10 protein-coding genes and 1 pseudogene are annotated in these 13,897 nt (G+C 40.4%); 8 read left to right on the top strand and 3 right to left on the bottom strand.

Annotation, left to right across the window (positions count from 1 at the left end):
- Nucleotides 1-6 precede the first annotated feature (6 nt).
- From A8F97_RS23875 to A8F97_RS24100, 3 genes and pseudogenes are all read left to right on the top strand, one after another.
- A pseudogene (locus A8F97_RS23875) lies at nucleotides 7-300 on the top strand (VENN motif pre-toxin domain-containing protein); the annotation flags it as partial.
- Between the two features lie 32 nt (nucleotides 301-332).
- Nucleotides 333-683, top strand: coding sequence for a contact-dependent growth inhibition system immunity protein (locus A8F97_RS10880; RefSeq protein ID WP_269150520.1), 351 nt, complete (start codon nucleotides 333-335; stop codon nucleotides 681-683).
- 234 nt (nucleotides 684-917) lie between these two features.
- Complete coding sequence (locus A8F97_RS24100; RefSeq protein WP_127087865.1) at nucleotides 918-1,436, top strand: hypothetical protein; 519 nt, start codon at nucleotides 918-920, stop codon at nucleotides 1,434-1,436.
- A gap of 220 nt (nucleotides 1,437-1,656) precedes the next feature.
- Here A8F97_RS24100 and A8F97_RS24500 read toward each other — a convergent pair whose 3' ends face one another.
- On the bottom strand, nucleotides 1,657-2,262 hold the full coding sequence (locus tag A8F97_RS24500; RefSeq protein ID WP_050512640.1) for a hypothetical protein: 606 nt from the start codon (nucleotides 2,260-2,262) through the stop codon (nucleotides 1,657-1,659).
- A gap of 13 nt (nucleotides 2,263-2,275) precedes the next feature.
- Between A8F97_RS24500 and A8F97_RS24360 the strand changes: the two genes are divergently transcribed.
- On the top strand, nucleotides 2,276-2,632 hold the full coding sequence (locus A8F97_RS24360; protein ID WP_025919272.1) for a hypothetical protein: 357 nt from the start codon (nucleotides 2,276-2,278) through the stop codon (nucleotides 2,630-2,632).
- A 173-nt stretch (nucleotides 2,633-2,805) separates the two neighbouring features.
- Here A8F97_RS24360 and A8F97_RS24445 read toward each other — a convergent pair whose 3' ends face one another.
- The gene (locus A8F97_RS24445; protein ID WP_162939881.1) at nucleotides 2,806-2,976 is read right to left on the bottom strand and encodes a hypothetical protein; all 171 of its coding nucleotides are present in this window, start codon (nucleotides 2,974-2,976) and stop codon (nucleotides 2,806-2,808) included.
- Between the two features lie 360 nt (nucleotides 2,977-3,336).
- Here A8F97_RS24445 and A8F97_RS10860 point away from each other — a divergent pair, with 360 nt between their 5' ends.
- The gene (locus A8F97_RS10860; RefSeq protein WP_025919273.1) at nucleotides 3,337-3,783 is read left to right on the top strand and encodes a DUF6998 domain-containing protein; all 447 of its coding nucleotides are present in this window, start codon (nucleotides 3,337-3,339) and stop codon (nucleotides 3,781-3,783) included.
- 35 nt (nucleotides 3,784-3,818) lie between these two features.
- Here the strand turns inward: A8F97_RS10860 and A8F97_RS10855 are convergent, their stop codons facing one another.
- Nucleotides 3,819-5,090, bottom strand: a complete 1,272-nt coding sequence (locus A8F97_RS10855) for a tyrosine-type recombinase/integrase (protein WP_033071175.1) — start codon at nucleotides 5,088-5,090, stop codon at nucleotides 3,819-3,821.
- Nucleotides 5,091-5,764: 674 nt separating this feature from the next.
- On the opposite strand from A8F97_RS10855, the gene A8F97_RS10850 reads away from it, so the two are divergent.
- From A8F97_RS10850 to avs1b, 3 genes are all read left to right on the top strand, one after another.
- Nucleotides 5,765-6,802 carry an IS630 family transposase gene (locus A8F97_RS10850; RefSeq protein WP_014698559.1) on the top strand — a complete coding sequence of 346 codons (1,038 nt, stop codon included), beginning with the start codon at nucleotides 5,765-5,767 and terminating at the stop codon, nucleotides 6,800-6,802.
- Between the two features lie 139 nt (nucleotides 6,803-6,941).
- On the top strand, nucleotides 6,942-8,129 hold the full coding sequence (avs1a, locus tag A8F97_RS10845) for an AVAST type 1 anti-phage system MBL fold metallo-hydrolase Avs1a (protein ID WP_050512641.1): 1,188 nt from the start codon (nucleotides 6,942-6,944) through the stop codon (nucleotides 8,127-8,129).
- Entirely contained in the window at nucleotides 8,123-13,888 is a 5,766-nt protein-coding gene (gene avs1b, locus A8F97_RS10840; RefSeq protein ID WP_033071176.1) for an AVAST type 1 anti-phage system protease Avs1b, read from the top strand. Before avs1a ends, avs1b begins: the two co-directional genes overlap by 7 nt.
- The last annotated feature ends 9 nt before the right edge of the window (nucleotides 13,889-13,897 follow it).

Genomic DNA, 13,897 nt, shown 5'->3' with positions numbered 1-13,897 from the left:
GGTGGAGAGCTGAATCAGAAACAAAAAAGTGCAATTAAAAAGATAGATAACACGATAAACAATGCTCTGAAAGATCATGATATAATAGGTACCCTCAAGGATATGGATGGTAATCCAGTGCCTAAAAATAATGGTGGATATTGGGATCACATGCAGGAAATGAAGAACACGCTCAGAGGACTAAGGAATAATGCAGATACATTAAAGAACGTAAATAACTCTGATGCTCAAGCTGCATATAGCCGTGCAACTGATGCGATTACTAAAATAGAGTCAGCTTTGAAAGGATATGGAATATGACGACTTTGCGAAAATTAGTAGGAGACATCAATATGACTAAAGAGCCACATCAACAATCTTCTCTTGAGTTGTGGTTTGATCGTGTTCTTGATGTACCAATTGAAAAACTAACAGTAGAAGATCTTTGTCGTGCTATCCGGCAGGAGCTTTTTATTGAACAGTTGATACCAAGAGTGCTAGATGTTCTGAATGAGGACCCGTTGGCTGGAGAATATTATGATGGCGAACTAATTGCAGCATTATCAATAATAAAAAGGGAAAAATTAATGTATCATAAAAATAGTTTTATTAAAATAAAGGAAATTATAAATCAGATAAATCCTGCAGACATTAGCGATGATTTAAAAAATGACATATTAAAAATCAACCAAATGATTTCCTGAATCATCTCTATGTGGGGCTATTTGTATATAATAACATTGCATTTTTGAATAACGGAATGTTTTAAATATATGGTATTTCTGTGTAACTCAAAGCTGTTAACTGAATGTTTATTAGATGTAAATCCTGATTTTTATTGTTATTTGATATGGTTAATAAAAATAACACCGCAGACACTTGTCAATATAAAATAAATTGATTATCTCCTGAGTATACGTAAAAATTCAGGAGGGATTATGTCATTCAGTAAAAAAAGGTGGTTATGTTTATTTTTAGCCAGTGGATTTACATCACAAGCACTATCAGCCGATAGTGTTTTTAAGGCTCCGGTAGGTAGTATTTATTCATTGGAATACAACCCAACATACACTGGTGCTAATGTTTTAAAGTTAACACTAAGCCATGTGCCAGATAAGTCCTGTGCGGCATTGGCGACGCAATTAGCAGGAAAATATTTTGAAGTGCTGGTCAATAATCAATATGTGCCATTAACGCCGCCTGCTTCTGGAAACACATGGAACAGAAACATGGTCGTGACGGATAAAACAGCAGCATTATGTAAATTGGGAAAAGATAACACCATTGTAGTCAATCATTTTGTTTATCCTAAAACCTACGCCCTTTATCAGTCTGGTGGGGATATTTTTCATTCCTTTGGTGGTTCTGCTCAAAAAGAAAGCCTCGTTAATGTCAGTTATGAGATTTATCGAAAAACCATGCAGACCAGAGAAAACCATCAGTTATCGATTAAATAAGGATAAACATTATGATAAGAAACAAAAAGGGCTATTCAATATTAGAAATTGTTTTGGCACTTGGAATAGCTTCAGGAATTGCCTACACCGCATTGAGCTTTTACCGCAATGAAAAACATGATGCGGCAGTCAGGGAAACGGTTCAACAGGTTCGGACCATATCCGATACGGCAGATGCTTACCTAATGAGTGCCAAGCCAGATGGAAGCGTTCAGGAAACCTATCCTATTTCCATGCAGATCTTAAAAAACACATTGGCTTTTCCGTTGAACCTTGGGGAACTGCGGGAAGGTTCAGAGGCAGAAGTCGCGGCAAGTACGGCAATATCAACCTCTGCATCCAAATCTGCCAGTACGTCAGCCTCACTTTCTACCAGTAAATTAGCATCAACAGCGGCATCGGTGAGTGCCAGTAAGTCGGTATCGTCGTCTATATCAAGTTCGGTATCAGCTTCCAAATCGGCTTCAGTGTCAGCAAGTTTAAGCACTTCAACCAGTGCATCACTATCGGCTTCAACATCAGCATCAAATTCTGTAAGCGTAAGCCAGTCAATTAGTGCTTCAACGAGTAGTAGTATCAGTGCCAGCCAATCAGCATTGATCTCTACGTCTAAATCTGCTTCAATATCAGCAAGTTTGAGTGCTTTGAGCAGTGCCAGTCTATCGGCTTCAAAATCAGCAAGCACCAGTGAAAGCCTAAGTGCTTCACAATCCGCTTCGTTATCTGCCAGTAAATCAGCGTCTGTTTCGGCGTCAACGAGTGCCAGTGTTTCATCAAGTATCAGTGCATCGATTTCAGCCGGAGCAGCGACAAAGAAAACAGTCATAACGCAATCTGATATGGAATGGTTCCTGATTTCTTATACATGGATTGCAGGGGCAGCGTTGGATAATGAATATGCAGGAGAATCCATTGCTCAATTGATAGAGCAATATCATTTCAAGAGCACGGGGGTTATCGGAGGCTTTCTTATTGGAGGCAACGTGATTAGTCAGCAGCCATTAAAATATTATAATAATTCTTATAACTCAAAAGTAAGCCTTCCTGTTTTGATCTCAACATCTGATGCGGATGATGCTGATTTAATGAGGATGTTGTTTATTATGGCCGTTGGGTATTATCAGGGGACTATACGATGGTATAATTCTGAAAATGTAACAACAGAATCGGTTATGGCGAAATTTATTTATAAATAAATTAATTCTAATTGTTTTATATATGTCTCTCAAAGACATTCACGTTAACAAAATGTCTGATTGCCCCATACATAGAACTATTTCTTTTACTCAATGGGTAGAGCCTCACAGGGGCAGATAAAAGGGATTAACAGCCCTTTTGTCGTTACTGAAAACCATATGGATGGATAATGTTAATTTGCAGCTTCTTTTTGGTAGGTCAGATACAATGTATTTAGCCTTTCCCACAAAATAAAAGACAAAATCTCTTTTGCCTTGGGTTCATCCAGTTCAACAACGGCATAAATTAATGCCCGACACTGATCGACGATTTCTTCCAGTTCCAGCGGTGTGTTATCGAACATGATAAGCCTCCGTTGCTGGATGTTGAGTTGTGGCAAAAAAAGCAGTAGCCAGATGCAGATTTTCAGGAAGGGAATAGGTAAACTGACAGACAGCCATAGCGTTACTCCGTATAACGTTGAGGTTAGCCCCTGTCTGGTATTACTGTACCTTTCAGGGGCGAAACTGGTGTTCAGATGGTCTTTTGTGAAGTACGTACCTGATTCGCTGCAATGTAAGGTTAGGACCGTTGCTAGTCAATTGCTAAACGCAATACGAGAAAATCTAAGGCTGGCAAGCCTCCAACCTTTGAGGATTGAGCCGAAAGGATGATGAGTTATTACTCCCGAAATTCTTCCTTATTCATATCATAGGAAAAATTAGTGAACCAAGAAATAGAAGCGTTATTAATCGAAGTAATAGACTTAGCTGCAAAGTATAAAAAGTTAACAGGAAAACCTCTTGGTATAACAGGAGAGGTCGCTGAGTTTTATGCTGCTAAATTATTAAATTTAAAACTAATGGGTGCAAGAAGTCCCGGCTACGATGCTATTGGTTCTGACTCTCGAAAAATCCAAATTAAAGGTCGTTGCCTTCCTGATAAATTTAAAACAGGGCAAAGGATTGGTTCTATCCGATTAGAACACCAGTGGGATTCAGTTATTTTGGTTTTGATGGATGAGTTTTTCGTTGTCACCGAGATGTGGGAAGCTGATCGGTCTATGGTGGAAGCTGCGTTACTGGCTCCCGGTTCAAAATCACGTAATGTACGTGGTGCTTTGTCAGTGAGTAAGTTTAAACAAATCAGTAAAAAGGTATGGCCTGTTTAGATATATTGGCTTAAACAAGCCATCCTTGGCTTTAGCTACGTTATCCTTTCTGCGCAAACTACCATCCCGTTGTTGTTAGCATCAAGAAAATCAGCCCACCATTGCAACATGAGACGGCGTTGCTCAAGATATTTAGCCTTGTGGGTATAGGCAGCTCGAACGTTGTTCTTTTCCATGTGGCTCATCTGAAGTTCAACCACATCTTCAGGCCAGATACCCGATTCAATTAAGGCGCTACACGCCAGCGTTCGGAAACCATGACCACACAGGTCGGTTTTGGTGTCATAGCCCATTTTTCGCAGTGCTTTGTTGATGGTACTTTCACTCATCGGTTTCATCGCATCATAACAGCCAGTCAGGATAAAACCGTCATCACCGTTAACGTCATAGGTGAGGTCTTTAAGCTCTTCCAAAATTGCCAGTGCTTGATCGCATAGAGGAACATAGTGTTTTCTGCGCATTTTTGCACCACGGCCTGAATGTTTTATCCCTTCAATGACTTCACGCTGTTCAGGGATAACCCACAAGGCGCTTTTGAAATCGATCTCTGACCATCTGGCAAAACGGAGTTCACTTGAGCGAACAAAAATCAGCAGATTGAGTTTTATCGCCAATTGAGTCAACCTGCTACGGCCTTTATAGCCTTCAACGCGTTCCAACAGGGTAGGTATCTCTTCCAGTTCGATAGCGGGACGGTGTTCCGTCTGTGGCTTCTGAACCGCACCGTCCAAATCATAGGCAGGATTGAAACGGATCATCTTTTGCTGGACGGCATAACGCATGATGGCGGTGGCGTACTGTTTCACTCGCATGGCAATTTCCAGATAACCCAGCTTCTCTATCTTTTTGATGGGAACCAGCAGATCGCCCGTATCCAGTTCAGCAATGTCTTTGTAGCCAATATCAGGGAACAGGTAGGTTTCCAGTCGTGTCCATACAGAACGCTGATAATCTTCCGACCATGTGGTTTTGGTGGCAAACCAGCTTTTGGCAACTGTTTTGAAAGCGCGGGTGTTGTTACGTCGTTCCTGAACGATTTTGTTGTCAGCCTGTTTTTTGGCGCAGGGGTCGATTCCCGCCGCTAACAGTTTTTTTGCTTCATCCCGGCGTTGTCTTGCATCAGCCAGAGAAACAGCAGGGTAGACGCCGATGGAAAACACCTTCTGTTTCCCTTCAAAGCGGTAGCCTAACTGCCAGTATTTTGAACCATTGGGATGCACCAGCAAATAGAGGCCGAACCCGTCAGTAAGCTTCACCGCCTTTTCTGATGACTTGGCATTTTTTACTTTAGTATCAGTAAGTGACATGACGGTTCCCTCCGATTGCTGGTAAAAACGAAATCGAACCAGCTTTACCAGTATTTTTACCAGCAAAAGGGTATGGCTTCGAGTGTTTTTTGGTGGACGAGGGTGAACCTGAAGAAGGGGATAACCAATTGATTAAAAGCAAAAAAGCAGACGTCAGTGAACGTCTGCTTTCTTTAAATTGGCTCCTCTGACTGGGATCGCCTTTGCCAGTAACTGACTAATAAATAGGCTAAACCTGAATTCCCTTTCTGTCAAGACCACCATAATGACCACCAATGGTTGCGGATTCCATAAATCTGGTATGAGCGTTCCGAGGCATGGGTCATCGTTACTAATGTTTTCCCTGAAAACGAAGCATACCTAGAGGTAACGTGGAAGATGTCGCACCTAAATGAAAATGTGTCCAAAGAGGTTTAACTGTCGGCTCAGTGTCATAAGAGAATGTTTTTAACAACTGCGTATGAAGTATCTTGCGCAGCACTTTAATTCCCTTTTAGAGAAATTACAGTACACCGGCATTGCCACAAAGTTGAGCACTATAACTGGTAAGTAAGAGAATATTATTACTACTCTAAATAGCTTCGCCAAATAGTAGATCACTTGAAGGGAACTCAGTCCGAGTTGAGCGATCTGATCAATCGCCAAACATCACAAATCACCAACCGGACTGAGCGATGCCGATCATAGCAGCAATCCCTGATGAAGAACGACGACTAATGCGTAAAGAAGCCCAACAAACACATGATAAAAACTATTCCAGACGACTCATCGCCATATTGATGTTACATAAGGGAATGACCGTCACCGATGTTGCCAGACTGCTCTGTGCGGCTCGCTCATCCGTTGGAAGATGGATAAATTGGTTTACTTTACAGGGTGTTGAAGGTCTAAAGAGCCTCAAATCCGGACGAGCACCACGCTGGCCTGTCGCAGATATCCTGCATACTCTACCGCTTCTGGTTCAGCGTTCTCCTCAGGATTTTGGCTGGCTGCGCTCCCGCTGGAGCACTGAGCTGTTGGCTCTTATCGTTAATCGGCTTTTTAATGCAGAGCTTCATCCTGCCACGTTGCACCGCTACCTGAGACGAGCGGGTATTGTCTGGCGCAGAGCCGCGCCAACACTGAAAATCAAAGACCCGCATTATGAGGAAAAGCGACTCGCCATCGAACAGGCGGTCGTCCGGAAGCAGCCGGCCCATCCGGTATTTTATCAGGATGAAGTGGATATCGACCTGAACCCGAAAATCGGCGCGGACTGGATGCTCAAAGGGCAACAGAAACGTATTACTACGCCGGGACATAACCAAAAGTATTATCTGGCAGGGGCACTGCATTCGGATACGGGACGAGTTCATTACGTCGGCGACAGTAAAAAGTGTTCTGATTTATTTATCAATCTGTTAGAGACATTACGGCGGACATATCGGCGAGCGAAAACCATTACGCTGGTCGTTGATAACTACATCATTCATAAAAGCCGCAAGGTGGAAAGGTGGCTGGAAAAAAATACGAAGTTCCGGTTGCTGTTCCTGCCCACGTATTCGCCGTGGCTGAATCCAATCGAGTTGCTGTGGTTGTCGTTACACGAGACCATAACGCGTAACCATCAGTGCCGGTATATGTGGCAGTTACTGGCACAGGTAAAGCTATTTATGAATGCCGCCTCGCCGTTCCCCGGTAATCAGCATGGTCTGGCTAAAGTGGAGCGGTAATATGCGAAGCTATTTAGTCTTAACATCCTGATTTAGTTGATACAAATCACGTATCAAAGGCTACTGAATTCTGTAATTTGGACAAAAATTGCTTATACTTAGCATATTTATAGGATCATAACAGCCCCAAGGATGTACCGTGCGAATCAAAATGTACCCAGCCCAAAATGGAGATGCTTTTCTACTAAGTACCAACAGAACTAACATCCTTATAGACGGTGGGTATGCCAGCACCTTCAGTTCATACATACAAAAAGATCTCAAAGAGTTAGTAGCTAAAAATGCATGTTTAAATCTAATTATCATCACGCATATTGATGCTGATCACATTGGAGGTATCATTCGCCTTCTGGCCTCAAACGGTGATTCAAATGCTAAAAATATTATTTCTATTGAAGAGGTTTGGCACAACAGTCTCCGAAGCTTGACTTCAGTAAATCAAACCACTCTACCACCTGAAGACCTTGAAGTGATTGACGCCATCATTAAGCGAGGTCATCCGAAAGAGATCAGCTCGCTCCCAAGCGTTAACGAGATCAGTGCCAGACAAGGCTCTACATTGGCAACTTTGATTAAAGCTGGAGAGTATACCTGGAATCGAACTGATGGCACACAAAGCATATGTATCGACTCCGTGCAACATAAGCAATTCCAAGATGGCTTCGTAAGAGTACTAACACCGTCAAGAGATCGACTGAACAGCTTAATTAAATCATGGCAACGGGACTTAAGGCGCTATGGTTTTACTAGTCCTGTAAGCACGAGCCAAACTATTGACGATGCTTTTGAGCTTAACTTTGAGCACAATAATAAAGTACAGGCTAAAGGAGAAAGTCTCATATCTGCAGGGTGCAATAAAAGGCTTGAGGATATATATAAACCGGATGACTCACCAACTAATGCTAGTTCTATTGCAACCATTATCGAGTTAAATGGAATTCGATTGTTAATGCTTGCAGATGCATTGGCAGAAGATATTTTGATGGAGATCCAGAGACTGAAGTCTCAGGGAGAAACCATGATGTTTGATGCAATAAAAATATCTCACCATGGAAGTAACTACAATACTAGTCCTGAGCTACTCAGGGTTATAGATGCTCCAAGGTATTTCATTTCATCAGATGGTAGCAAACACAATCACCCTGATATTGAACTTCTTCGAGCGATAATTGATAGGGAAGCAAGCTTTACAAGGACTCTCTATTTTAACTATTCGACCCCAGCATCGAGAGAAATTAGAGATTATCAAGCAACTACAGGCGCTACTTTCATTGTTGAAGAAGACGCAACTGGTTGGATAGAAATTACAAAGGAACAATCATGTTAGACACTGAAATGAAAGTAGCAACTTGTAAGATTGAATGTGGTGATGAATATGGTACAGGATTACTAATTACACCGAAAATAGTATTAACTGCTAGGCATTGTGTAGCCAATGCAATTGAAAGTGATTCAGAATTAAGTATAATTTTTGATTTTGGTTCCCCCATTTTAGCAATGAAAGCTCATGTTCTTGGTCATGATGCAAAGTTAGACATCGCTTTAGTAGAGTTAGAAATTGAGTGCAATATTTCTCCAGTCAAACTTAGTGGGATATTACCATTAGGTGGAAGCCGATTTTATTCCTACGGATGGCCTGTTACTAAATTAACTATGGGGCATCGTTTAGAGGGAACAATTATTCAGACGTTTGACAGACCTAAGCTTCGCTCTGATATAGAGATCAGTATAGATGAAGCATTATCTTTAAACGACTACAAAGGATTTTCTGGAGCATCAGTAGTTTGTAACGGCACTTGTGTGGGCGTTATTAGAGTTTCCGTAGAAAAAACTATTGGTGTTGTTTCTGTATTTAGTATGCGCACCTTTTTGAATGAACATGGATTGAATGTCGAAACTAATAACGATGGGTATAAGCGTAAAGATTTAGCCTCTAGAAATTCATTTATTAAGCAATTTGATAAATTTGCTATTGAGCAAGAAAACAGTTACCTATTCATTAATGGTGCACATGGTATAGGTAAATCAACATTTTGTGAAATATACACCCCTATAGACTCTTCTTTAGAACACTTCGGTACATATAGTTTTACCCCCCCAAAAAGCTCCAAAAACGCCACTCGGCTGGCCCAACCACAAGAGTTTTTCAATTGGTTAAACATGCAAGTATCGATCTTCACCACAGGATCTCCTGGACGTATAGAAAATGGTGATTATCCAGAGTTAATAACTAAGACAGAACAACTTTTCATTAAGCTAAGTGGTGTTTACTCCTCAAGAAATGTAAAAGGAGTACTGTTCATTGACGGATTAGATGAAGTTGAACGTCAAGATGCCGAAGCTCTTAACAAGTTCATTGGGCTGTTACCTATGACATTACTTCCTGGATTGGTAATTGTTCTTTCCGCACCTAACTATGAGCAAGTTGCAACTCGATTAGGTAAAAGACTTGGAGTTGAGGCATGTATTTCTATGCCCTCTCTTACAGATAATGATGTCAAAGATTATTGCTATAGAGCTCTTACAGGTGTGCACGTTAGTTCAAAAACTATAAACTTAATCTGCGAACGAGCCCAAGGACACCCATTATACCTTCGCTATTTAATCGATCTCGTCAACTCAGGAGCGAGCGAAGATGAAATCTGTGAATTGCCGTTAATTGATGGCAGCATTCGAAAATACTATGACTTGCTGTGGCTGAAGCTGATGGAAGATAATGACGCCATAAATTTACTAGCAATAGTTGTTCGTTTGCGCTGGGGAGTCCCCATTAACCAATTCACTAAAATTTTGAATCCAAACGAACAGTCGATATTGATTAGCACTTTAGCAAGAATACGGCACTTATTGTTGTCTCCAAATCAGACAACAATCTATCACTCTTCATTTTCTGACTTTCTACTTGAGAAGACAGCATTACGAGAGCAGGATATTCAATCACGGCTGGTTGAGTACTGTAAAAAACAAAAAGACGAAAAGTACAGTGTACTTAACCTAATTTATCATGGACTTAAGTCCGAGGGGCAAGATAAAGCGCTATTAGTAACTTTATGTACTCAAAACTGGGTTGATGATTGCGTTTATCAAGGGGTTGAGCCTGATACTATCCTTGAAGATCTTAAAGGTATTTTGAAAGTAGCAACTGAGCTAGGTAGTTTAGTTGAAACAGTACGAATCCTTTTGCTTAATCAAAGAATTCGATTCCGCTACAACACTCTATTTGCTCAATCTGCTGATTTAACAGCAAATGCTTTGATCTCTATAGGGAAAAACCAGGAAGTTCTGCAGCATGTAAGTCGATATAAGCAGTTAATTATACCGCTGGAAGAAGCTCTCACAATTGCATTGAAGCTAGTTGACTCTCACAGCTATATGGAAGCTTTAGAGTTATTAAGTATTGTAGAGAAGAACTTAACTGAAGAACTCGAACAAGTGTTTAACGGAAATGGGCTTTCTTATAGGGTGTTTCTTGATATTTATGACCTTCAATTACAGCAGTATCTTCTAAGGATTCGCGCTAAAGACAAAAATTCGCACGCATCACTTGCTAATTTCCAATTTTATTGGATGAAAGCCATCGATGAATCTTCTAAAGATGAGGAGACAAGTAAGCATCTTCGAAGTGAGATGATGACTTACATGCTAGCTGCATCAATGTGTTTATCTGGCCGTTACATGTCCCTTGATCAAATACGAAAACTTTACAACGGACCACTAGAAGAGATCGCAGAACCAATTGTATTTTCCGCTATTTTATATAAAGGCCTATGTGATAACTATGGTATTAATACTGATAAAGTTCTCCTTGAACAAGTGTTTCCTGACATAAAAATCTTAATTTCAGAGTGTTGTAATGAAAAAATAAAAGTTCACCCTAGTGTAATCGACTGTTTTTTGTCTCTGGGCGCATCTAGCGATATTATTCTTGCGTTAGGAGAAATTTCAAGTGACAAACCATCACCGATAACATTTATTGCAGATGACAATATTTCCATTGATCACTCAAAACTAGAGAATGGTTTTGCAGCATGGAGACTTAAGGCATTTATTGATACAGAATTTACTTATCCTGACTTAGTCACTATATCTCCACGTACTTGGTTAAACGGCCTCAATTCAATGTATAGCGTTGTAGCTTGGTGTGATGGTTCTGCTAGAAGATTCAAAGAGGCTGGGGACAATATAGGCTTGCAAAAAGTTTGGGAAATTTTAAAAAAGGATATTTTTGACTATTTAAAGTTTAGTCTTGCACAGCGTGTTCAATGGGAAGATGCCTATGGTTTACCAGAAAGTATAGTTCCCCAATTATATCAATCATTAACAATACTAATTACTGATGTATATCCTGATAAAATCAGTGAATTACTTAACTTTGTCGAGGGACAATTTAGTTCCCAATGCGGTATCTACTCTGAAGGATTTAGAAGAACTCTAAACCTAATCCTGGCAAATATTGTTAATAAGCCAATGGATTTAAATACAGAAGATCAAGTGTTTTCCCTGGTGGAGCGTTGGAAAGAGTTCGTAGTTAATAACTTAGAGAATAGATATGAACTTGTACCAGAGTTGCTTAGCATAATTCCATTTTATACCAAATTAGACGCTTCAGACGAAGCAAATAAAACTTATCAACTTGTTTTATCATTCTCGATGGGACCTAGTTGGTATAAAGAAGATCAGTTTGGGTTAAGTGTTACCGTTCTTCAGTCTCTAAGTCATACGTCGAGTTTAGTGTCAGGTGAACTTAGCAAAATTGCTGGTCTACTAGATGCAGCGGCTGGAGAAATGACATTTCAGCGTTTCGTTCGGTACGCTAAACGTGATTTCCTCAAGGCTTTATGTTCACGTAATGAATTTTCCAGTGCAGTTAAATATTTTATAAGACAAACCTACGGAACCTTAGAGCAAATGCATCAGGAGGTAACTAAAGGTGACATTGATAGAATATCTGCAATAAAAGGGACTCGGTTCCCTGGAGGAGCATTGGATGAACAAGATTCGATTCTGTACCTTATTAATCCATTAATCTCAAGTGCCGACTGGCAGCTTTGCTGGGCATTATTAGAAAGTTTTCAATTTGGTGACTCTCGCTATATTAATAGATTTGCTGAATCCTATAAACTTTTGATTGACAAAGTTTCAGGTGATGATAACGCTCTCACCATGATAATGGACCGATTAGAAGTTATTTGTGAATCTGAATTTGAAAATAAAAAAGATTGTTCCGAATTTATCGTATTGATTGCTTCATCCATACCTGAACGATACACAGAGACATTCGAAGCTAGATTCACTAATTATATGGTTTTGCCCGAGCCCCAAAGAACCACACTTACAATACCTGAAGAAAATACGGTTAAGGCGAATAATCGAGCAAATGAGCAGAAAGAAGATTCCGACGCTATCTATATGCCGGGACTTTTTGGCTCCAGAACTTCAATCTCTGAAGCTACTACCTCTCTAGCTAAAGTGGAGAAATATCTACGACGCCGTAATTTTTCGGAAGCACAAAAAGAAATCATTTCAGGATTGACATTAATTCAAAGTGGTGGATGGTCAATATGGGGTGGTCAAGTTTCTAAGGTAGCGGATGGACAATCTCTGCTTTTGAGAACGAATGGCTCAGTTTGTGATTTAGTCAAACTGTACTCACCTTTAATACTTAATGAACGCCATACGGAAAATTGGCGGATAGCCAACGACTTAATAGAGTGGTTAGCTAGTTATTCTTCTAACGATGAGCAAGCAGAACTTCTTCGTGTAACTAACGAGCACACAAAACTCATGGTTGGTGCTGCGGACAAAGAAACCGCTGGCTATAGGTTTCTAGATGAGAGGGACGATAATGAGTTACCTCATTGCCTAGCCACTTTGCTTCTTCATGTGATTGACCACCCTCTTTGGTTAAGGCGAGAAAAAGCATCTGAAATGCTGATTTGGTTATCAAGAAGCTACCCAGACTTTGTCCGGCTTTTTGGCGCCAAAGCTTTTTCAATGGATACAGGCATTCACCCTGATGTCATTTGCGGTGCTCTTGATCAAATGTCTATAACAAAACAAATTTGGGAGACACTGGCTCAAGAGCTCGACTTTAACTCTATACAACAGGGCTGTAAACATGTCGGAAGATATTCAGTTCTAATACGCATTGCTAGGGAAGCTGCTATGAAAGATTTTGAATCTGCAGCAGAAGCTTTAAGTAAATTAAGAGGTCGACTTTGCAATACGGTTGATAACAGCAGATTGATGGATGTTGACTTACCTTCATGGGCCGAATGCATTAAGCCTAGTTGGTTAAGACTAGAGAAACTAGGTTTAACAAGCGCCTATGTATTGACTCAAGCCGAGTCGGCATTGAAAGATGTGTGTTTACCATTATCTATAGAAGTATGCTTGGAGCTGGAACAGTTGTTGGCGGAGGGTTATTATGAAAATACTAAATACCCTAATCGTTGGTCGGATAGAGTTCGCTACGTATTTCAAGTAGCATTTACAGATGTTGCAAATGAATCAGAATGCAAACATATTGAAAATGTTTTCAGAAAATATAATCCTACTCGTTTAGACAACTTGAGAATTAGCAGTTTTGACTCTCCAGCTTTACAATGGCTTCATTCTAAGGAGCCAAAGCCGTTACATGGAAAAAGTATTTACTTAGATTATTTTGAAAGGGTTTGGTTTGAAGGTCAACTGAGGTTAGTAAGATTAACTGCATACTTATCAGATAACCCAGAAAATCTTCCTCTTCCTTCAGGGCGCTTCTTGTCACTTGATAAGCCTTCACTAGATAAGACTTGCGTGATTGACACTTGTGCTAATGTTGAAGCTTTACCTGCGTACTTTGGTAGCTTTACCCCTGCAATACCAACAACGCATTTCATGCAAATCACTGGAGCAACTAGCTCAAATTTAAAACGGAATTGGTGGAAGTCAGGACGACTAAAAGAAAAGTATGAGGGGGCGCCATTTAATGAGGGTTGCTATCTGTCGATTGATGCAAATGCTCTCAGGTTACCACATGGCTTCAAATTGATTTGGGTATTTGAGTTAGATCTAAAACCTATTGGACTAGTTTCTTTCGGATAACATTGGAGA

The organism is Pectobacterium parmentieri, assembly GCF_001742145.1.
GTDB classification, from domain to species: Bacteria; Pseudomonadota; Gammaproteobacteria; order Enterobacterales; family Enterobacteriaceae; genus Pectobacterium; species Pectobacterium parmentieri.
This window is presented reverse-complemented; position numbering and strand designations above follow the sequence as displayed.

Bases quoted from the DNA above. Each gene is read 5' to 3' on its own strand.
- A8F97_RS24445 (WP_162939881.1), bottom strand. From the start codon at position 2,976: ATGTTCGATAACACACCGCTGGAACTGGAAGAAATCGTCGATCAGTGT.
- A8F97_RS10850 (WP_014698559.1), top strand. From the start codon at position 5,765: ATGCCGATCATAGCAGCAATCCCTGATGAAGAACGACGACTAATGCGT.
- A8F97_RS24100 (WP_127087865.1), top strand. From the start codon at position 918: ATGTCATTCAGTAAAAAAAGGTGGTTATGTTTATTTTTAGCCAGTGGA.
- A8F97_RS24360 (WP_025919272.1), top strand. From the start codon at position 2,276: ATGGAATGGTTCCTGATTTCTTATACATGGATTGCAGGGGCAGCGTTG.
- A8F97_RS10880 (WP_269150520.1), top strand. From the start codon at position 333: ATGACTAAAGAGCCACATCAACAATCTTCTCTTGAGTTGTGGTTTGAT.
- A8F97_RS10855 (WP_033071175.1), bottom strand. From the start codon at position 5,090: ATGTCACTTACTGATACTAAAGTAAAAAATGCCAAGTCATCAGAAAAG.
- A8F97_RS24500 (WP_050512640.1), bottom strand. From the start codon at position 2,262: ATGACTGTTTTCTTTGTCGCTGCTCCGGCTGAAATCGATGCACTGATA.
- avs1b (WP_033071176.1), top strand. From the start codon at position 8,123: ATGTTAGACACTGAAATGAAAGTAGCAACTTGTAAGATTGAATGTGGT.